The 21,076-nt window shown below is 68.2% G+C and carries 13 protein-coding genes; 11 read left to right on the forward strand and 2 right to left on the reverse strand.

Annotation, left to right across the window (positions count from 1 at the left end):
• The 4 genes from mrcB (at position 1) to tsaB (ending at position 6,313) form a co-directional block, all read left to right on the forward strand.
• Entirely contained in the window at positions 1–2,439 is a 2,439-nt protein-coding gene (gene mrcB / locus V3B46_RS12245; RefSeq protein WP_329891993.1) for a penicillin-binding protein 1B, read from the forward strand.
• Positions 2,436–2,975: a hypothetical protein gene (locus tag V3B46_RS12250; RefSeq protein ID WP_154353201.1), complete on the forward strand. Its 540-nt coding sequence runs from the start codon at positions 2,436–2,438 to the stop codon at positions 2,973–2,975. Before mrcB ends, V3B46_RS12250 begins: the two co-directional genes overlap by 4 nt.
• A gap of 566 nt (positions 2,976–3,541) precedes the next feature.
• Positions 3,542–5,590 carry a DNA repair helicase YoaA gene (gene yoaA, locus V3B46_RS12255; RefSeq protein WP_329891994.1) on the forward strand — a complete coding sequence of 683 codons (2,049 nt, stop codon included), beginning with the start codon at positions 3,542–3,544 and terminating at the stop codon, positions 5,588–5,590.
• 9 nt (positions 5,591–5,599) lie between these two features.
• A complete protein-coding gene (gene tsaB, locus V3B46_RS12260) occupies positions 5,600–6,313 on the forward strand; it encodes a tRNA (adenosine(37)-N6)-threonylcarbamoyltransferase complex dimerization subunit type 1 TsaB (RefSeq protein ID WP_329891995.1) in 714 nt (237 codons plus the stop codon).
• Between the two features lie 591 nt (positions 6,314–6,904).
• Here the strand turns inward: tsaB and V3B46_RS12265 are convergent.
• A complete protein-coding gene (locus V3B46_RS12265) occupies positions 6,905–7,789 on the reverse strand; it encodes an energy transducer TonB family protein (protein ID WP_154264215.1) in 885 nt (294 codons plus the stop codon).
• Positions 7,789–8,736 (reverse strand): glutathione synthase, encoded by a 948-nt coding sequence (gshB, locus tag V3B46_RS12270; RefSeq protein ID WP_154264214.1) that lies wholly within the window; start codon positions 8,734–8,736, stop codon positions 7,789–7,791. Before gshB ends, V3B46_RS12265 begins: the two co-directional genes overlap by 1 nt.
• A 240-nt stretch (positions 8,737–8,976) precedes the next feature.
• On the opposite strand from gshB, the gene pilG reads away from it, so the two are divergent.
• The 7 genes from pilG to V3B46_RS12305 all read left to right on the forward strand — a co-directional run bounded on the left by pilG (position 8,977) and on the right by V3B46_RS12305 (position 20,945).
• Positions 8,977–9,378 carry a twitching motility response regulator PilG gene (pilG, locus tag V3B46_RS12275; protein ID WP_005418455.1) on the forward strand — a complete coding sequence of 134 codons (402 nt, stop codon included), beginning with the start codon at positions 8,977–8,979 and terminating at the stop codon, positions 9,376–9,378.
• Positions 9,379–9,396: 18 nt separating this feature from the next.
• A complete protein-coding gene (locus tag V3B46_RS12280) occupies positions 9,397–9,759 on the forward strand; it encodes a response regulator (protein ID WP_005410717.1) in 363 nt (120 codons plus the stop codon).
• Positions 9,759–10,289: a chemotaxis protein CheW gene (locus tag V3B46_RS12285; RefSeq protein ID WP_005410716.1), complete on the forward strand. Its 531-nt coding sequence runs from the start codon at positions 9,759–9,761 to the stop codon at positions 10,287–10,289. Before V3B46_RS12280 ends, V3B46_RS12285 begins: the two co-directional genes overlap by 1 nt.
• A gap of 41 nt (positions 10,290–10,330) precedes the next feature.
• Positions 10,331–12,367, forward strand: coding sequence for a methyl-accepting chemotaxis protein (locus V3B46_RS12290; protein WP_032130100.1), 2,037 nt, complete (start codon positions 10,331–10,333; stop codon positions 12,365–12,367).
• 100 nt (positions 12,368–12,467) lie between these two features.
• Positions 12,468–19,157: an Hpt domain-containing protein gene (locus V3B46_RS12295; protein WP_329891996.1), complete on the forward strand. Its 6,690-nt coding sequence runs from the start codon at positions 12,468–12,470 to the stop codon at positions 19,155–19,157.
• Positions 19,144–20,484: a chemotaxis protein CheB gene (locus V3B46_RS12300; RefSeq protein ID WP_329891997.1), complete on the forward strand. Its 1,341-nt coding sequence runs from the start codon at positions 19,144–19,146 to the stop codon at positions 20,482–20,484. The genes V3B46_RS12295 and V3B46_RS12300 overlap by 14 nt, the downstream gene beginning before the upstream one ends.
• Positions 20,481–20,945, forward strand: a complete 465-nt coding sequence (locus tag V3B46_RS12305; RefSeq protein WP_049422146.1) for a chemotaxis protein CheW — start codon at positions 20,481–20,483, stop codon at positions 20,943–20,945. The genes V3B46_RS12300 and V3B46_RS12305 overlap by 4 nt, the downstream gene beginning before the upstream one ends.
• Positions 20,946–21,076: the final 131 nt, after the last annotated feature.

The raw sequence follows: 21,076 nt of genomic DNA on the forward strand, positions 1-21,076 counted from the left end.
GTGCCCCGACGCTACGATTCCGACGACATCGACGATTTCGACGACGACGACCAGCAGGACAACGGCCCGCTGTGGCGGCGCCGGCTGATCACCTGGAGCATGGCTGCGGTCGCGTTGGGATTGGGTTTCCTCATTCCCTATACGCTGTACCTGAACCAGCAGGTGACCCAGCGTTTCGGCGAGCTGCGCTGGCAGATCCCGACGCGCGTCTACGCGCGCCCGCTGGTGCTCACCCCCGGCAGGGCGATGGATGCGTCCACGCTGAAGACCGAGCTGGCCGCCTCCGCCTACCGCGATGACGGCCAGGGCAAGGAGCCGGCCACCTATGCGGTGAACGGCGGGCGTTTCGTCATCTCCAGCCGCGGCTACAACGACGTCGATGGCCGGGTTGCCCCGCGCCGGCTCGAGCTGTCACTGGCCGATGGTGCGGTCGCCTCGCTGCGCGACGCCGACAACCGCAAGGCCTTGAAGGCCGCGCGGTTGGACCCGGCCCGCATCGCCACCCTTTACGGCCAGAAGCAGGAAGAACGCCGCCTGATCCGCATGGACGAGGCGCCGGACCTGCTGGTGACCGGCCTGCAGGCGGTGGAGGACAAGGACTTCAACCGCCACCACGGCATCGACCTGTCCGGCATCGCCCGCGCGGTGTGGGTGACCATCCGCTCCGGTGGACAGAGCCGACAGGGCGCGTCCACGCTGACCCAGCAGCTGGCCCGCAGCGGCCTGCTCGGCATCGGCAAGGAGCAGACGGTTACCCGCAAATTCAACGAAGTGCTCTACGCGCTGATCATGGAAGCGCGCTACGACAAGCGCACCATCTTCGAGGCCTACCTCAACCAGGTGTACCTGGGCCAGCGTGGCAGCCAGGCGATCCATGGCATGTCCTCTGGCGCCGAGTTCTGGTTCGGTCGCGACCTGCAGTCGCTGGAGACCGAGCAGATCGCGCTGCTGATCGGCCTGGTCAAGGGCCCGTCCTTCTACGACCCGCGGCGCAATCCGGAACGCGCGCTGGATCGCCGCAACTTCGTGCTGGGCAAACTGCACGAAGCCACGCTGATCGATGACGCCGAGTACCAGCGTGCGTTGAAGGCCCCGCTGGGCGTGCCCAAGACGCCGGGCCTGGTTGCCGCCAACCGCTTCCCCGCCTATGTCGATCTGGTCCGCCGCCAACTGGGTCACGACTATCCGGAATCTGCCCTGCAGGGCGCCGGCCTGAGCGTGATGACTGGCATGTCGCCGTCCGCGCAGGCCTATGCCGAAGGCGCGGTGACCCGCACCATCAAGTCGCTGGAGAGCAAACGTCGCCCCGAACTGCAGGCCGGCATGGTGCTGACCGATGTGCACAACGGTGACGTGCTGGCGGTAATCGGCAGCCGTGAAGTGTCCGAGGTCGGCTTCAACCGTGCGATCGAAGCACAGCGCCCGGTCGGCTCGTTGCTGAAGCCGTTCGTGTACCTGCTCGCGTTGGCGCAGCCGGACCGCTACTCGCTGGCCAGCTGGGTCGACGATTCACCGGTGACCGTCCAGCTCGGCCGCGGCCGCAACTGGAATCCCGGCAATGCCGACAACCGCAGCCACGGCACCGTCCGCCTGAGCGACGCGCTGGCGCATTCCTACAACCAGGCCACGGTGCGCGTGGGCATGCAGGTCGGCCCCGAGCGCGTGACCCAGCTGATCCACGTGCTGGCCGGCATCAAGGCCGAGGCCAATCCGGCGGTGATTCTCGGTTCGACCGACCAGAGCCCGTACGCGATGGCCCAGCTGTACCAGTTCCTCGCATCTGGCGGCGAAATCCAGCCGCTGCATGCGGTGCGTGGCGTGCTCGATCCGCAGGGCAAGCTGCTCAAGCGTTACGACAAGACCCCGGCACCGGCCCAGGAAGGCGACTCGATTGCCGCCAACCTGATCAGTGTCGGCCTGCAGCAGGTGGTTGCCAGCGGCACCGCGCAGCGGCTCAACGCCGATGGCCTCGGCCGCCTGCAGCCGGCCGGCAAGACCGGTACCACCAACGATGGCCGCGACAGCTGGTACGCCGGTTACACCGGCGATCATCTGGCGGTGATCTGGATCGGCAACGACCAGAACGAGCAGGCAGGCCTGTATGGTGCCACCGGCGCGATGCGGGTCTGGTCGGGCATCTTCCAGCGCCTGCCGAGTGCTCCGCTGCGGGTCAGCAACAAGGGCCTGGACTGGCAGTCGGTGGCGCCGACCGGACTCAACAGCACGGATGAAGGCTGCCCGGGCGCGCGTCGTTTCCCGTTCGTGGTGGGCTATGCGCCGGCCTATGCTCCGTGTGCGCCGGCGGTGTCGCCGGACGGGCAGGGTGCCGAAGGCGAGGGCGGTGGCTGGCGCAGCTGGTTCGGCCTGGACCGCAAGCCGGAAGCACCTGCCGAACCTGCCGCGGCGCCCGCCGCCGCCACTCCTCCCCCGAGCCGATGATGCCGATGAACATGCGATCCCTGCTGCAGCCCCTGGCCCTGACCGGTCTCAGCCTGGCCCTGGCCGCCTGCGTCAGCAGCGCACCGCCGGTGGCCAAGCCGCCGGTTGATACCACCACGCCGGCACAGCGCCTTGCTGCAGTGGATGCGGCCGCAGGTCCGGACGACAAGGAGCTGTCGGTGCAGCCGCTGCGTGATTCGCAGGTGGAAGACCTGCGGGTGACCGCACAGGCGCAGCGCCAGGCCAACGACCTGGCCGGTGCCGCCAGCAGCCTGGACCACGCGCTGGAAATCGTGGCCGGTGACCCGGCGGTGTTGCAGGAGCGTGCCGAGCTGGCGCTGTTGCAGGGCCAATGGGCACAGGCGGAGACGTTCGCGCGCAAGGCGGTGGATCTGGGGTCGAAGACCGGGCCGCTGTGCCGCCGGCACTGGGCGACGATCGAGCAGTCGCGTCTGGCGCGGGGCGAGAAGGAGAATGCGGTGTCGGCGCATGCGCAGATTGAAGGCTGCACCGTGCCGGGGATCAAGCGGTACTGAGGTATTCCACTCCATCGGGCGCTGCCCCCTCTGCAGCAAGCGCTCGCACTGATGGATGGTCGCGATGGGCCGTGTGGGTGGGGCGTGCAGGACACGCCGTAAACCCATCCTTGGGGGCTCGATGGCGCCATCCATGGCGCCCACGGTCCTGCACGCCCCACCCACCCGGCCCGCCCTACATCCCGCGGGCCGCAGGCCAAGAACAAAATCAAAATCAAAATCAAAAGCGGGTCGCGCGCTGCGCGCGCTCGCTGCCATTTCCTTTCTTCTTTCCCCGTTACTCCCACCGCTTCTGAGCTGCCAGTCGAGCAGGCTCGACTTTGCGAAGCCTGTCTCTCCGTCACCGGGAATCTGTCGAAGGCGGGGGACTGTGGGTTTGCGGGGTGTCCGCGGCATGGATGCCGCGGCCAAGCCCCCAGGGACGGGTTTACGGCGTCCCCGCAAACCCACAGTCCCCCGCCAGTCCCCAGTACAACCCAGAGCCATGAACACCGCTGTTGCTGTTGCTCTGGCTCCGGCTTGAAACGGGTGCCGGGCAGCGCCCGGCCGGGTATCCTTTCCCTCTGATGTCCGACCTTGTCCATGCCAGCCGCGAAGCCCTCAGCGACGGTGGCGCGCTCGCCTCGCACCTGGATGCATTCGTCCCGCGTCCGGCACAGCTGCACCTGACCGAAGCCATCGCCGATGCGCTGCAGCAGCGTGATCTGCTGCTGGCCGAGGCCGGCACCGGCACCGGCAAGACGTTTGCCTATCTGGTGCCGGTGCTGCTGTCCGGGTTGCGCACCATCATCTCCACAGGCACCCGCGCGCTGCAGGACCAGCTCTACCACCGCGATCTGCCACGGGTGCGTCAGGCACTCGGGGTCGGCCTGCGCAGTGCGCTGCTGAAAGGGCGTGCGAACTACCTGTGCCGCTATCGCCTGCAGCAGGCGCGCGGCGAGCCGCGTTTTTCCAGCCCCGAACAGGCGGCGCAGTTCCAGCGCATCCTGGCCTGGTCCGGTCGCTCGGAGTTCGGTGACATCGCCGAGCTCGACGGGCTGGCCGACGACTCCCCATTGCTGCCGATGGTCACCTCCACCGTCGACAACTGCCTGGGCACCGATTGCCCGTTCTGGGATGACTGCTTCGTGGTGCGTGCGCGGCAGCGTGCACAGGCTGCCGACGTGGTGGTGGTCAACCATCACCTGCTGCTGGCCGATCTGGCCCTGAAGCAGGATGGCTTCGGTGAACTGCTGCCGGGCGCGCAGGCCTTCGTCATCGACGAGGCGCACCAGCTGCCCGAACTGGCCGCGCAGTTCTTCGGCGAGGGTTTTGGCATGCGCCCGTGGCAGGAGCTCGGGCGCGATTGCCTGGCCGAAGCGCGTGGTGTCGGAGGCGTGCAGTCGGCGCTGCAGGAACCGGTCGACCAGTTGCAGCAGGCGCTGCTGGCGCTGCGTTCGGCGATGGAGGGACTGCCGCTGCGTGGCACGCAATGGCGCGCGCTGGCGATGCCACAGGTGCGCGACGGATTCGATACGGTGATGGCAGGGTTGGTGACCCTGGAGCAGGCATTGCAGCCGCTGCGCGAAGCGGCGGCGGGTCTGGATGCCTGTCATGCGCGGGCGCGTGAGGCGGTCTCGCGGCTCAGCCGCTGGCTGGGCGATGACGAGCCCACTCTCGACTTCGATACCGATCCGGCGGACACATCCAGTGCGGCTGATGTGCTCTGGTACGAGCTCACGCCACGCGGTTTCCGCTGCCAGCGCACGCCGATGGATGTGTCCGGCCCGTTGCGCGAGCATCGTGAGCGTAGTCGCGCGGCATGGATCTTCACCTCGGCGACGCTGACCGTGGGCGGTGGTTTCGACCACATCGCCACCCGACTGGGCCTGGATGACCCGCATACGCTGGTCCAGCCAAGCCCGTTCAACTGGCCCGAGCAGGCGCTGTGCTACCTGCCCGAAGGCCTGCCTGATCCGGCCGCGCGGGGTTTCGGCACTGCGCTGATCCAGACTCTGCGACCCGTGTTGCAGGCCTCGCAGGGCAGGGCCTTCCTGTTGTTCGCCTCGCACCGTGCATTGCGTGAGGCCGCCGAGGCATTGCGCGACGGGCCGTGGCCGTTGTTCGTGCAGGGCGAGGCACCGCGCGCGACGCTGCTGCAGCGCTTCCGTGAATCCGGCAATGGCGTGCTGCTCGGTTCGGCCAGTTTCCGCGAAGGCGTGGATGTGGTCGGCGAAGCACTGAGCGTGGTGATGATCGACAAGCTGCCGTTCGCGGCGCCGGACGATCCGGTGTACGAGGCGCGGCTGGAGGCGATCCGCAGCCAGGGCGGCAATCCGTTCCGCGACGAGCAGTTGCCGCAGGCGGTGATCGCGCTGAAGCAGGGCGTCGGCCGCCTGATCCGCAGCGAGAGCGACCGCGGCGTGCTGGTACTGTGCGACCCGCGCGTGCTCAACCGTGGCTATGGCCGGGTCTTCCTCGATTCGCTGCCACCATTCCGGCGTACCCGCAGCCTGGCCGATGTGCAGGCCTTCTTTACGCCACAATGGGCACCCGTGGCCGATGATGCGGCTGCCCCGGCCGCCGTTGCGGCCGGCCCCGAGCCGGCGCCCGGTGCCACGTTCCCCCTGTTCTGACCCGATCCGATGAAACTGCTCGCCTTTGAAACCGCCACCGAAGCCTGTTCCGTTGCCCTGCATGTCGATGGGCAGGTGCTGGAACGCTTCGAGATCGCCCCGCGCCGGCACGCCGAACTGAGCCTGCCGTGGGCGGAGGCGCTGCTGGCCGAAGCCGGCATCAGCCGCCGCCAGCTGGACGGCGTCGCGCTCAGCCGCGGCCCAGGTGCGTTCACCGGCGTGCGCCTGGCGATCGCCATTGCGCAGGGCATCGCGCTGGCGCTGGACCGCCCGCTGCTGCCGGTCTCGACGCTGCAGGTGCTGGCGCTGCGTGCTCCCGTTGAAGAAGTGCAGATCCTGTCGGCGATCGATGCGCGGATGGGTGAACTGTATGTCGCACGCTTCGAGCGTGTTGACGGCTTGCCGGTGGCGCGTGATGCCGAGCGCGTATGCGCACCCGCTGCGGTATCGCTGCCGGAAGGACTGTCCGCCTACGGCGTTGGTACCGGTTTTGGTGCGGCCGAGGGTGCGCTTGTTACGCAGTTGGGCGCTGGCCTGCGCGGATTCGATGCGACAGCACTGCCGCGGGCATCGGATGTGCTCGCACTGGCGGTACCGGCGTTCGCGCGTGGCGAGGCGATTGCGCCGGAGAAGGTCGAGCCCGCGTACCTGCGTGACAACGTGGCATTGACCCTGGTCGAGCAGCAGGCCGCGCGCGAGGCGAAGGCGAAGGCCAACGGCTGAGCCCCTCGTGGCAGAGGATCGGTAGAGTCGACTGTTAGTCGACTGCAACAGCCGCGCCTGGCCGGGCGGGGTGGGTTCGCGGGGGACACCGTGAATCCCCAGTCCGGCCCAGCCGCTGGCGGCTGTGCGTTCGGGCGCTTGCGAAGCAGTGCTTCGCAAGCAAAGCGCCCTCACCCATGGAGGCTTGTCCGCGGCATCCATGCCGCAGACACCCCCGCGAACCCACCCCGCCCGACCTCTGACAGTTTCCGTGTGCGTCCGCCACGGAAAATCAAAAAAGAAAAATCAAAATCAAAGTCAGAAGCCGATCGCTTCGCTCGCATCCACGCATGGCGTGGATCTACCGAAACGGGCAGTTGCGTCGCGCGAAGTAGGCACAGAAGCGCCGCGATCTGTCAGCGGTGGGGCGGTGTGGCTGGGCAGGACCGTTGGCGGCATGGATGCCGCCATCGAGCCCCCAGGGACGGGTTTACGGCGTGTCTTGACCAGCCACACCGCCCCGCCAAACCTACAGCCCAACCGCCGCTTTTGACGTTGACGTTGACGTTGACGTTCAGCGGGTCCCGGGCCGCAGGCCCGGGCAACAAATCCCTACCGGTCGTCGTGCAGGGTGCCGCCCGGCAGGAACACCCACGTGCGGGTGACCTGCAGGATATCGATCTCATCCTCGGTCTTCGGCAACGGCGGGAACGGCTGCGCCAGCTTCACCACCCGCAGTGCCGCCTCATCCAGCAGCGGCGTGCCGCTCGAACGCAGGATCCGGCTGCTCTCCACGCTGCCATCGCGGCGCACGCCCACGCTGATCACCACCTGGCCACCCAGCCGGCGCTGCCGCGCCTCATCCGGGTAGTTCAGGTTGCCGACGCGCTCGGCGCGATCGACCCAGGCACGCAGGTAGTTGGCATAGGCATATTCGCGCGTGCTGGCCGATACGAACTTGCGGTTCGGGCGCTTGGCGTACTGCGCCGAGCGTAGATGGACTTCAGCGGCCAGGCGGGCCATTTCCACATCGCGCTGCTCGCGCGCGCTCAGCGGTGCGTCCGGTTCGGGCTGATCCGGCGTGGGCCGGGACTGCGCCTGCGCGACCACTTCTTGGCCATTGCGGCTGCTGACCACCCGTGCCTGTGGCGGCGGAACCGGCGCGGCCGATTGCTGCTGCTGTGGAACCGGGCTGATTCCGGACTGGGCCTGCGGCACGATGCCGGCCTGGTTGTCGCGCGGACGCTGTGCGCGATCGTGCTCGCCACCGCCTTCCTGGTTGGCCGCGGCAAGGAAATCAGCCTGCTTCGGCGTCAATGCGGTGCGGGTCTGGCTGAAGATCACTTCCAGCGTCGGCACCAGCGGTGCATCGCCCTTCACGGCAAAGCCCACGCCCAGGATCAGCAGGGCGTGGACCAGCACAGACAGCGCGATGGTCGCCCCCAGCCGTTGCGCTTCGCGCGGCGGCGGGGGCAGTACGGCAGGTGCGGACGGCATCAGCGCAGGCCGGCCTCGAGTGCGTCGAACAGGGTGCCGGCAATGTTCAGGCCGTACTGTGCGTCCAGTTCGCGCACGCAGGTTGGGCTGGTCACGTTGACCTCGGTCAGGTAGTCGCCGATCACGTCCAGGCCGACGAAACGCATGCCGCGGCGCTTCATCTCCGGCCCGACCTGGGCGGCGATCCAGCGGTCGCGCTCGCTCAGCGGGCGACCTTCGCCACGGCCGCCGGCAGCCAGGTTGCCGCGGAACTCGTCACCCTGCGGAATGCGGGCCAGGCAGTAGTCGACCGGTTCGCCGTCGACCAGCAGGATGCGCTTGTCGCCGGCGCTGATGTCCGGGATGAATTTCTGCGCCAGCGCCAGCTTGCGGCCGCCGTCGGTCAGCGTTTCCAGGATCACGTTCAGGTTGGGGTCGCCCTGGCCGCTGCGGAAGATCGAGCGGCCGCCCATGCCATCGAGCGGCTTCAGTACCGCCTGGCCGTGTTCCAGGGCGAAGGCCTTCAGCGCCTTGGCATCGCGGCTGACCAGGGTCGGCGGGCAGCACTGCGGGAACAGCAGGGCGGCCAGCTTCTCGTTGTAGTCGCGCAGGCCCTGCGGGTTGTTGACCACGCAGGCACCGGCCGCCGCAGCCACGTCCAGCACCTGGGTGTCGTAGATGTATTCGGCGTCGACCGGCGGATCCTTGCGCATCAGCACGATCTGGCCGGGGCCGAACTCGGTGCGGCTGAATGCGCCCAGCTCATACCAGCCGGCCGGGTCGTCGCGCACCTGCAGTGGCGCGGTCTGGGCCACCGCCACACCACCTTCCAGGGCCAACCCGCCCGGGCGCACGTAGTGCAGGGCATGGCCGCGGCGCTGGGCTTCCAGCAACATGGCGAAGGTGGTGTCCTTGGCGATCTTGATGTGGGCGATGGGGTCCATCACCACGATGACGTTCAACGGCATGGGCGCACCTGTCTGGCAAGGCGTTGATGGTAGCGGCAACGCCGGTCGCGCGCCTCCCCGCCGTACTGCAACGCAGCGTCCGCCCTGCGGTCGCGCACGCATTGCGAAACCCGTCACGTTCAGGAGGGTGCCATGCCCCACGCCATGGGGCGGCCTTGAAGCGGGCGCGGAAAGTGCGATATAGATACGCTTTCGTAGCGGCCCCCGCCAGAGATCGGGCCGTGCGCTTGGGGATAGGCAATGACTGAAAACACGACTGCGGGCGGGGAACTCGCAGGACTCCGGGTGATGGTCATCGATGATTCGAAGACCATCCGCAGGACTGCGGAAACGCTGCTCAAGCGCGAAGGCTGCGAGGTGGTCACCGCCACCGACGGCTTCGAAGCGCTTGCGAAGATCGCAGACCAGCAACCGCAGATCATCTTCGTCGACATCATGATGCCGCGCCTGGACGGGTACCAGACCTGTGCGCTGATCAAGGGCAACCAGCTGTTCAAGGCGACCCCGGTCATCATGCTGTCGTCCAAGGATGGCCTGTTCGACAAGGCGCGGGGACGCATCGTCGGCTCGGAGCAATACCTGACGAAGCCTTTCACGCGTGAAGAACTGCTGGGTGCCATCCGCACATACGTCAACGCCTGACCAGGGGGGAAAGGCACAATGGCTCGTATCGTTCTGATCGAGGATTCACCGACCGACCGCGCGGTGTTCACCCAGTGGCTGCGCCGTGCCGGCCATGAGGTGCTGGAAGCGGACAACGCAGAGGATGGACTGCAGCTGGTGCGCGACCAGGTGCCGCAGCTGGTGCTGATGGACGTGGTCCTGCCCGGCATGAGCGGCTTCCAGGCCACCCGCGCGATGGCCCGTGACGCGGCGATCAAGCACATCCCGGTGATCATCGTCAGCACCAAGGCGATGGAAACCGACAAGGCATGGGGCCTGCGCCAGGGCGCAGCCGATTACATCGTCAAGCCGCCGCGCGAGGATGAACTGATCGCGCGGATCAACGAACTGGTGGCCTGATGCGCTCGCCCTTCGACATTCTCGAAGCCTACGAACGGCGCAGCCTGGCCCACGCGGTGCAGCTGCCCGAACGGCAGTTCGCCCAGGACCTCTGGCGTGGCGTGGGCTACCGCGTCGGCCAGCGCCGGCTGGTGTCCGATTTCCGCGAAGTGGTGGAAATCGTGCCGATGCCGCCGGTGACCCCGGTGCCGTGCGCGCAGCCGTGGCTGCTGGGCGTGGGCAACCTGCGCGGCAACCTGTTCCCGGTGGTCGACCTGAAGTACTTCCTGGAAGGCACGCGCACCGTGCAGCAGGAAGGCCAGCGCGTGCTGATCATGCGCCAGGCCGGCGGCGACGTCGCCCTGACCATCGATGAACTGTTCGGCCAGCGCAGCTTCGAACTGGACCAGCAGATCGCGGCCGGCACGCTGGCCGAAGGACGTTACGGCCACTTCGTCGATCGCGCCTTCCACGCCGACGGCCATGACTGGGGCGTGTTCTCGCTCTCGCTCCTGTCGCGTACCCCTGAATTCCGGCAAGCCGCGGCCTGAGGCCGGGCATCGCCCCCTGCATTGAAGATCGAGGTTGAACGATGAGTACTGCTTCGGACGCCACCAAGACCGGCAAGCTGCGGCTGGGCGGCAGCAACCTCTGGTTGTTCCTGCTGCTGGCATCGATGATCCTGTTCGGCGTCAACACCGGCGTCGCCACCTGGCAGGGCAGTCGCCTGGCCGATGCCGGTTCCAAGGCAGCCGACCTGCAGGTACTGTCGCAGCAGCTGGCCAACCAGGGCCGTGATGCGGTGGGCGGCAACGCGCAGGCGTTCACCGCCTTCAAGGCCACCCGCAACGCGATCGAACAGAACGTGTCGACCCTGCAGGGGCGCTACGGCAAGGAACCGGGCGTGTCCGGTGCGATCGCCACCCTGGCCGAGACCTGGGCGCCGCTGGGCAAGCAGGCCGGGCAGCTGGTCGCCAGTGAACCGGCGGTGCTGGCGCTGGCCGGCAATGCCAACAACTTCACCGGCGCGGTGCCGGGCCTGCAGGCCCAGCTGAACGAGCTGGTGCGTGCGATGTCGGCCTCGGGTGCGCCGTCGTCACAGGTGTACAGCGCACTGCAGCAGGTCGTGGTGGCCGGTTCGATGGCCCGCCGCGTGACCGAAATGCGTGCCGGTGGCAGCGCCGCTGCCACCTCGGGCGATGCACTGGCACGCGACATCACTGTGTTCTCGCAGGTGCTCGACGGCCTGCGCAACGGCAACGAGGAACTGGGCATCACCGCCGTGCGCGGTGCCGCCGCCGTGGCCGCGCTGGAGCAGTCGCAGCAGAAGTGGGAAGCAATGAAGCAGGACGCCGACGCGATCCTGGCCAGCTCGCGCCAGCTGTTCGCCGCACAGTCCGCCGCCACCGCGCTGGGCCAGGGCTCGGCGCACATGCTGGACGACAGCCGCAAGCTGTTCGAGGCGTTCTCCTCGTTCGGCTCGGTGTCCGATACCCGCCTGTTCCCGAACTTCTGGATCGGTGTGGTGTCCGGTGCGCTGTCGCTGATCGCGATCATCGGCTTCGTCTCCACCAACGTGCGCAGCCGCTCGCGCGAGCAGGAACTGCGCTATCAGACCCAGGTCGAGTTCAACAGCCGCAACCAGCAGGCAATCATGCGGCTGCTGGACGAAATCTCCTCGTTGGGTGAGGGCGACCTGACCGTGAAGGCCTCGGTGACCGAGGACATGACCGGCGCCATCGCCGACGCGATCAACTACGCGGTGGACGAGCTGCGCCACCTGGTGACCACCATCAACGACACCTCGGCCAAGGTCGCGCTGTCCACCCAGGAAACCCAGGCCACCGCCATGCAGCTGGCAGAGGCGGCGGGCCATCAGGCCAACCAGATCACCTCGGCCTCGGACCGCATCGGTGAAATCGCGGCGAGCATCGAACAGGTGTCGCGCAACTCGGCCGAGTCGGCCGACGTGGCACAGCGCTCGGTGGTGATCGCCGCCGAAGGTGCCGGCGTGGTGCGCGAGACCATCCAGGGCATGGACCAGATCCGTGACCAGATCCAGGAAACCTCCAAGCGCATCAAGCGCCTGGGCGAGTCGTCGCAGGAAATCGGCTCGATCGTGGAACTGATCAACGACATTTCCGAGCAGACCAACATCCTGGCATTGAACGCGGCGGTGCAGGCGGCTTCGGCCGGTGAAGCGGGCCGCGGTTTCGCGGTCGTGGCCGACGAAGTGCAGCGCCTGGCAGAACGCACCTCGGGCGCAACCCGACGCATCGAGAACCTGGTCCAGGCCATTCAGGCCGATACCAACGAAGCGGTCACCTCGATGGAACAGACCACCGCCGAAGTGGTGTCCGGTGCACGCCTGGCCGAGGACGCCGGCACCGCACTGACCGAAATCGAGCGCGTGTCCAATGCACTGAACACCCTCATCAAGAACATCTCCATCGCCGCCCAGCAGCAGTCGGCTGCGGCCTCGGACATCACCCGCACCATGGGCGTGATCCGGCAGATCACCGGCCAGACCTCGCAGGGTGCCGGGCAGACCGCCGAATCGATCGGTCACCTCGCGCAGCTGGCGGCCGACCTGCGTCGTTCGGTCGCCGACTTCAAGCTGCCGGCGTGACGCGGGCAGGGCGGCGAGCAAGGAACCAGTCGATGAAGCATTTCCATTCCCCACGCCAGAACTCGCGCGGCCTCCGCGCGGCGGCGAACGGAGCGCGTCCATGAGCAGTCTGCGCGATGCGATGAGCCACGCAGCGCTGGGCTGGGTCAAGCCCGAGCTGGACGAGACCCTGCGCCAGGTGCGCAACGAGGTCGAGTACTACGCGGAAGACCCGGCCGATGCCAGCCGCATGCGCATCTGCGCCGGCTACCTGCACCAGGTGCAGGGCACCCTGCGCATGGTCGAGCTGTACGCCCCGGCGATGGTGGCCGAGGAGCTGGAACAGCTGGCCAATGCCATCGGCGCCGGTAGCGTGGCCGATCGGGATGAAGCCTGCGCGACCCTGATGCGTGGCAGCGTGCTGCTGCCCGACTACCTGGAGCGGCTACAGAACGGGCATCGCGATATTCCGATCGTGCTGATGCCACTGCTCAACGAAATCCGTGCCGCGCGTGGCGAAGAAGGCGTGCATGACAGCGTGCTGCTGGCGTTCGCGCCGGACAGCGTCAGCGCCACCGAGGCCGAGCTGGACCATGCCCGTGGCAGCCTGAGCGGGCGCAACCGCGAGCTGCTGGATACCGTGGGCAGCGCGGTGAAGGAAGAACTGCTGCGCATCAAGGATGCGCTGGACCTGCACCTGCGCACCGGCGGTGCGCCTGAACAGCTGCAGACCCAGGCCAACGAACTTGGCGCCGTGGCCGATACGCTGGGCATGATGGGCCTGGGCGTTGCCCGCGGGGTGGTCGTGCAGCAGCGCGATGCGCTGCGTGGCGTGGTCGAAGGGCGCCAGCAGATCGACGAGAACCTGCTGCTGGATATCGCCGGCGCATTGCTCTACGTGGACGCGTCGCTGGACGACCAGGTCGCCCATCTGGGCGCCGGCAGTGGCGAAGATGACCCCAGCGCGGTTGAAAACCGGCGCACGGTGGAGGTGCTGGCACATGAGGCCATCGCCAACTTCGCCGCCGCCCGCGAGCATTTCGTCGCCTTCATCGAAACCAGCTGGAACCATGCCGAGCTGCAGGACGTGCCGCGCCTGCTGGGCGATGTGTCCGGTGCGCTGCGCATGCTCGACCTGAACACCGCCGCCGATTACCTGCGCGGTGTGCAGCAGTACATCGAAGCCGAGCTGATCGGTCGCCAGCGCGTGCCCAGTGGCCGCCAGCTGGACACCCTGGCCGATGCCATGGCCAGCCTGGAGTACTACCTCGAGGCTCTGCGCGACCGCCGCCCGGGCCGCGAGGACATCCTCGACATCACCCGCAGCAGCCTTGAAGCGCTGCGCTACTGGCCGTTGCCGGACCGCAATGCGGTGGAGCCTGTTGCCGCCGCGCCGATTCCGTTCGCATCGCTGCTGGTGGATCGCGAGCCGATCGCGCTGCAGGCCGAGCCGGTGCAGCCGGAGCCCATCGAGATTCCGGTGCAGCCGGCCGCGCCCGCCGCCGGCACGGTGCCGGTGCCGCTGCCGGACTTCACCTTCGATCCGCCACCGGCCACGCCTGCACCGGAGGTGGTGGACAACCGCCCGATGTTCGGGGCGCTGGGGAGTGTCGCCTCCACACCGCTGTCGCTGCATGACGACGCGGATGCACCGCTGGTCTTCGCTGCCTCCAGCGCGCCCGCGCCCGAGGTGCCGCAATGGGATCTCGCACCGTTCCATCCGGACTCCGAACCGACCGCGAGTGCCGAAGACGAGCGCAGTCCGACTTTCGCCAGCTTCGACCCGGTCAGTTTCGAACGGGCCGAAACCAGCGTGGAACCGGCGCCGCAGTGGACACTGTCGGAGGCAATACCACCGGCATCGGCCGATGTGGCTGTAATGGATGTCGAGGATGATGTCGACGCGTCGGTGCCCTTCGACACCGCTGACTTTGCCGCGCCCGTGTTCGACCCGGTGGCTGCCGAGCACGATGTGGTCGCCGCCGGTGACGACGTGGTGTTCCGTTTCGACGCCGATGCGCTGGACAATGCCGACGACGTGCTGTTGCTGCACGCGATGGAGACGCTGTCGCTGGACGACGACGCCGGATTGCACCCGGCGCTGGAGATCGTCGATCCCGCTGCACCCGTGCGGGTGGACGAAAGCCCTGTGGTTGCCGAAGCGGACGCGGTTCCGGCGGATGTGCAGGAGGACGTGCCCGCGCCGATGGCCGAGGTGCTCACGCCGGTCTCCGATGCATCGGCACCGGCGGTGTCGGTGATTGATATCGACACCATTGCGCCCATCGACTTCAGCGAAGCCGACGCGCAGTTCTTCGCCGAGCTGAGTGCCGCGGCGGCCGACTTCAATCCGCAGGCCATGGCGGCTCCGCCCGCTGCGGACATCCCGGTCGTGGCCGGGACCGAGACCGGCTTCGAGGCCGGCTTCGACGACGATGCCGAGAACATCGACGAGGACATCCGCGAGGTGTTCCTGGAAGAGTTCGACGACGAGCTGGCCAACCTGGGCACGCTGCTGCCGGCATGGCGCATGCAGCTGGACAACATGGACCGGCTGCGGCCGATCCGCCGCATCTTCCACACCCTCAAGGGCAGTGGCCGCCTGGTGGGGGCACGTACCCTGGGCGAGTTCGCCTGGAAGATCGAAGGCATGCTCAATCGCGTGCTGGATGGCAGTCGCCCGGCGACTCCGGCGGTGCTGGCGATGGTCGACAACGCCCATGCCGCGCTGCCGCAGCTGAACGCCGCGTTGCGCCATGGCCAGCGCATCAGCGTGGACCTGCAGGCGATGCAGGCCATCGCCGATCGGGTCGGTGCCGGCGAGGAGACCTTCTACGTACCGTTGCCGGCTGCGGCCGCACCGGCAGCGACACTGGCCGAGCCCGAAGGCGAAGACGAAATCAGCCGCCTGCTGGAAGCCGAGGCCGCTGCATCGGCGCAGGCCGATGCCACGGCAGTGGCCGAAGACGCCGGTACCCCGGCCAACATCGACAGCGTACTGCGCGAGATCCTCGAGGCCGAGGTCGAAGTCCACCAGGCGACCCTGCAGGAATGGCTGCGCTCGGCGCAGCAGGCACCGCAGCCGGTCAGCGACGCACTGCTGCGTGCGGTGCACACCATGAACGGCGCCTTCGCGATGACCGAAGTGCCGGAAATCACGGCGGTCACCGGCGGTGCCGAGTCCTACATCAAGCGCGCACTGGCCGCCGACGTGGTGCCTGGCGACGAGGGCGTAGCCGCACTGGATGCGACCGCGCAGGCGATCACCGCGACCATGGAGGCGCTGCAGGCCGAACAGCCGCGGATTGTTCCGCAGGGCGCGCTGGTGCAGCGGCTGCAGGCATTGGCCGGCGAGCTGCCGGAAGCGCGCTGGCCGCTGTTCGCGCGGGAGGACGAGGACGAAGAGGGCGTCGAGCTGGCGCCTGATGCCGAGCAGGCATCCGCGGCCGAAGCGCCGCTGGCCGGGCTGGACACGCTGGAAGAAACCAGCATGCCGTCCGCTTTCGATGCGGCGACCGATCTCATTGCCGAGCCGCAGTCGCATGCCGAAGATGCGCTGGAACCGGTTCCAGCTGCAACCGAACTGCAGGCGCTGGATGTCGCAGCCGACAGCGGCCTGGACGTGGGCGAGCTGACCGCCAGCGACGATCTTTCGCGTTACTTCGACGCCGACTGGCCATCGGTACCGGGCGAAGGTGAACCTATCGTGGCGGGCACCGGCGCGATTGAATCGATCCAGCCGATTGAAAGTGCGCCTGATGTTGCACAGGACGAAACAGATGCCGTGCCGGCGATCGCGACGGTCGATGACGCTGACCTGACCATGGCAGACGATCTGTCGCCGTACCTCGACGCCAGTGCGCTGCCGGTGGATGACCGCGACGCGGAAGCGTTGCCGGTGTCTGCGGAAGTTGACGCGATCGACCTGAATACGCCGTTGCCGTTTGATTCGGACAGCGGCGATGACAACGTCATTGAAGACGCTGCTGCACTGCCACTCGACAGCGAGCTGTCGAGCCTGCAGGATGAAATGGCTGTGCCGGGTTTTGCAGAACCGGTCACGCTGGCAGCCGCGCTCGAGGCCGGCCTGCACGTGATCGAGGAGGAGCAGACCCTGGACGACGACGGGCAATGGCCCGTGATCGGCCTCCAGGCCAGCGAACTCGCGCCGGGCGAGGCAGATGCCTTTGCCGAGGATGCGGACGTCGGCGGGGAGGCGGCGGTCGGTGAAGGAGAGAGCGCCGATCAGCCGTCCCCGGCGACGGTGATTGAGGAGATCACCGCGGAGGCGTCGCAGGGCGGCACTGCTGCGGTGCGCTTCTTCGAAATGGAAGAAGCACCGGGCCAGGGCACGGTCGATGCCCATGCACAGGTTGCAGCGACCGACATCGTGTCCCGCGCGCTGCACCACGAGCAGGCACCTGCTGCGGCGGATGCCGAAGACGGCGCCGATGCACTTGACTTCAGTGTGTACGACCGCGAGCTGGTCGATATCTTTGTCGAAGAAGGCAAGGACCTGCTCGACCACTGCGATGGCCTGATCAGCGAACTGCGCGATTCACCGCAGGACCGCGAGGTGCTGGCTGGCCTGCAGCGTGATCTGCACACCCTGAAGGGTGGCGCACGCATGGCTGGCATCAATGCCATCGGCGACCTTGGCCACAGCATCGAATCGCTGCTGGAGGCGGTGGCCGCTGGCCGCACCGAGATCGAGCGCCGCGACGTGCAGCTGCTGGAGCGTGGCTTTGACCGCCTGCACCAGCTGCTCACCCGCACCGGCGCGCACCGCGTGGTGGAGCCGGCGCAGGATCTGGTCGAAGCCTTCGAGGTCCGCACCACCATCGATATCGCCGCAGCCGCTGCGGCCGCGCGTGCGGCCAGCGAGATCGAGACCGTGCCCGCACAGGCCGCGGGTCCGCTGGCGACCCCGATCGAAGCGCCGCTGTCGGCTCCGCTTCCGGCCGAGGGCGAGGTCGATGAAGATCCGCTGGCGCGTCCGCAGCAGGAGCAGGTGCGCGTGCGCGCCGACCTGCTCGACCGCCTGGTCAACCATGCCGGTGAAGTGGCGATCTACCGCTCGCGGCTTGAACAGCAGCTGGGTGCCTTCCGTGGTGCCATGGGCGAACTGGAGCGCACCAATGCGCGACTGCGCGACCAGCTGCGCCGACTCGACCTGGAAACCGAGGCGCAGATCGTCGCCCGCTACCAGCGCGAGCAGGACCAGGCCGACCAGAAGTTCGATCCGCTGGAGCTGGACCGCTTCTCCACCCTGCAGCAGCTCAGCCGTGCGCTGAACGAGTCGGCGGCCGACCTGGGTGGCCTGCAGGGCGTGCTGGACGATCTGTCGCGCCAGTACGATTCGCTGCTGCAGCAGCAGTCGCGCGTCAGCTCCGAGCTGCAGGATGGCCTGATGCGCGCGCGCATGGTGCCGTTCGATGGCCTGGTGCCGCGCCTGCGCCGCGTGGTCCGCCAGTCCGGCATGGATACCGGCAAGCAGGTCCACCTGACCCTGGAAGGTACCCACGGCGAACTGGACCGCAACGTCCTCGACCGCATGGTCGCGCCGCTGGAACACATGCTGCGCAACTCCGTGGCCCATGGCCTGGAAGCGCCGGAACAGCGCCGCGCCGCCGGCAAGCCGGAGGAAGGCGAGATCGCCATCCGCCTGCACCGCGAAGGCTCGGAAATCGTGCTGGAAGTGGCCGATGACGGTGCTGGCCTGGACCGCGAGGCGATCCGCCGCCGCGCCATCGACCGTGGCCTGCTGGCCGCCGATGCGCAGCCAAACGAGCAGGAGCTGGACAACCTGATCTTCGCGTCCGGCTTCACCACCGCCGACCAGGTCAGCCAGCTGGCCGGTCGTGGCGTGGGCATGGACGTGGTGCGCAACGAAGTGCGCCAGCTCGGTGGCTCGGTCGACATCCAGTCGGTGCGGGGCCAGGGCGTGCGCTTCACCCTGCGCCTGCCGCAGACGCTGGCCGTCACCCAGGCGGTGTTCGTGCAGATCGGCGAAACCACCTTCGCGGTGCCGGTGGCCTCGGTCAGTGGTATCGGCCGCCTGTCGCGCGAGCGTTTCGAAGCCGCCGACAGCAGCTACCGTTACAGCGGCGAAGACTATCCGCTGTACGACCTCGGCAGCCTGGTCGGGCAGGCCCCGGCGCGTGCCGATGGCCAGGACCAGGTGCCGCTGCTGCTGGTCCGTGCCGGTGATCTGCGTGCGGCCGTGGCGATCGACCAGGTGCTGGGCAACCGCGAAATCGTGGTCAAGCCGGTCGGCCTGCAGATCGCGTCGGTGCCGGGCATCTACGGCGCGACCATCACCGGCGATGGCCGCGTGGTGGTGATCCTGGACGTGGCGCCGCTGGTGCGCCGCTTCCTCGCCAACCCGACGCCGCCTGTGCTGGCCAACGCACCGCGCCAGGAGCGCCAGGTGCCGCTGGTGATGGTGGTCGACGACTCGCTGACCATGCGCAAGGTTACCGGTCGCATCCTCGAACGCCACAATTTCGAGGTCAGCGTTGCGCGCGACGGCGTGGAGGCGCTGGAGCGCCTGGAAGAGCGCGTGCCGGACCTGATGCTGCTGGATATCGAGATGCCGCGCATGGATGGCTACGAGCTCGCCACCGCGATGCGTGCCGACCCGCGCTACAGGGACGTGCCGATCGTGATGATCACTTCGCGCAGCGGTGACAAGCACCGCCAGCGCGCCTTCGAGATCGGTGTCCAGCGCTACCTGGGCAAGCCGTACCAGGAACTGGACCTGATGCGTAACGTGTACGACCTGCTGGGGATCGCCCGTGTCCGTGAGTGAAACCCAAGCGGCTCCGGCCGTGGCCCTGCTGGCCCGTCCCGGCGCGGCGCGTGAGCGCCTGCGCGAGGCGCTGTCGCATGCGGATGTGCAGCTGGTGCTGGAAGATGATCCCAACACGCTGGAGGCGCGGGTCCTGCAGGAGGCGCGCCCACAGTTCGTGGTGATCGCGCTGGAGGCCGCCATCGAGGACGCCTTGGAGCGCCTGGAAGCGGTGCTGTCCGCACCGGGCCTGACCCTGGTCTTCGACGAGGCCGAACTGGCTGCACGTCGTGATGGCTGGGAGGCTCAGCGCTGGGGCCGTCATCTGGCCGCCAAGCTGCATGGCCACCAGCAGGTGTTGCCGCCGGGGGCCGAAGAAGAACCCAGCCTTCAGCTGGAGCCGGGCCACCCGGCACCGGCACCGGCGCCGCAGGACGAAGCGCTGCAGCCGCACCTGGAGCAGGCATTGAGCTGGGCCGACGAGGTCCCCGCTGACACTCTGTACTCGCCGCCTGCGCAGCTGCACGAACCGATCGCGCTGGAAAAGGCGCTGGCGGCGTTGCAGCCGGTCGTGTCGGAGCCGCTGGAGGCCCCCGCACTGCCGTCGCTGGCAGAGACCGCGTCCGCAGCACCGCCGCTACCGCCGGTCTCCTTCGACCACACCGCCTGGTCGCTGGTCGAGGACGAGGCCGATACCTCGGCAACCGCTCCGCACCACGCTGCGGTGGAGGCTCCGCTGTCTTCCTTCGATACCGGTCATCTGAGCCTGGTCGATCTGGATGCCGCAGCGCCCGTGGGCGCACGCGCCGGATCGCTGCTGGTGCTGGCCGGCATCGGTGGCCCGGATGCGCTGCGTCGCCTGCTCGGCGCGCTGCCGTCTTCGCTGAGCGTGCCCGTCCTGGTGCACATGCGGCTGGATGGCGGGCGCTACGGCAACCTGGTCAAGCAGATGGCACGCGTGTCGCCGTTGCCGGTGCAGCTGGCTGAAGCCGGCCAGCGTGCAACACCGGGTGAAGTGCACGTGCTGGCCGATGACATCGGCGTGCAGGCAGCCAGTGACGGCCTGCATTTCGTCAGCGACGCGCTGGGCATTGCGATTGCCGCGCTGCCGGCTGACCACACTGCGCTGGTCCTGCTCAGCGGCGCTGACCTTGCGCATGTCGGTCCGGCGCTGGATCTGGCCGCCGCCGGTGCATGGGTGGCCGGGCAGGTCGGCGAGGGCTGCTACGACCCGGCTGCAGCCACTGCGGTGGTTGCTGCCGGCATGGTGGCCGGTGAACCGCAGGAACTGGCGCAGGCGATTGCCGCGCGCTGGGGTGAGCAGGACGACAACGGAGAAGCACCATGAGCTATGCCAGCAATGACGAAATCCGTGGCGTCCTGATCCAGGCCGGCAACGCGCGCGTGCTGCTGCCCAATGCCACCGTGGCCGAAATGATGTCGCGCGTGCCGGTGCAGCCGGTCTCCGGTGCGCCGCGCTGGTTGGTCGGCGAGATCGGCTGGCATGGCTGGCAGGTGCCGCTGGTGTCGTTCGCACGTCTTTCGGGACTGGGCGAAGAAGCCGTGAGCGGCCATAACAAGGTGGTGGTACTGAAGGCCCTCAGCGGCAACGCGCAGCGTCCGTACTACGCGCTGCTGACGCAGAACTTCCCGCAGCTGATTTCGGTGCCGCGCGACGGCCTGCTGGCTGACGCCTCGGAAGAAACCCTGCCGGACATCGTGCACATGCGTGTGCTGCTGGGCGAGCAGAGCGCGCTGCTGCCGAACCTGGACGCGCTGGAAGCCGCCCTGGATTCGCTGGCGGCCTGATCGGACATCCGCCGGGCATTTTGAATTCCTGGTAGTGGCGGGGGGGGGGGGGGGGGCCCGGGGGGGGGGGGGGGGCGGCCCCCCGCGCGCGCGACCCCCCCACACTCTTTATGTGGCGTGGGGCGCCGGGG

Source organism: Stenotrophomonas sp. SMYL11, from assembly GCF_036320005.1.
In the GTDB taxonomy this organism is placed as follows: Bacteria; Pseudomonadota; Gammaproteobacteria; order Xanthomonadales; family Xanthomonadaceae; genus Stenotrophomonas; species Stenotrophomonas maltophilia_A.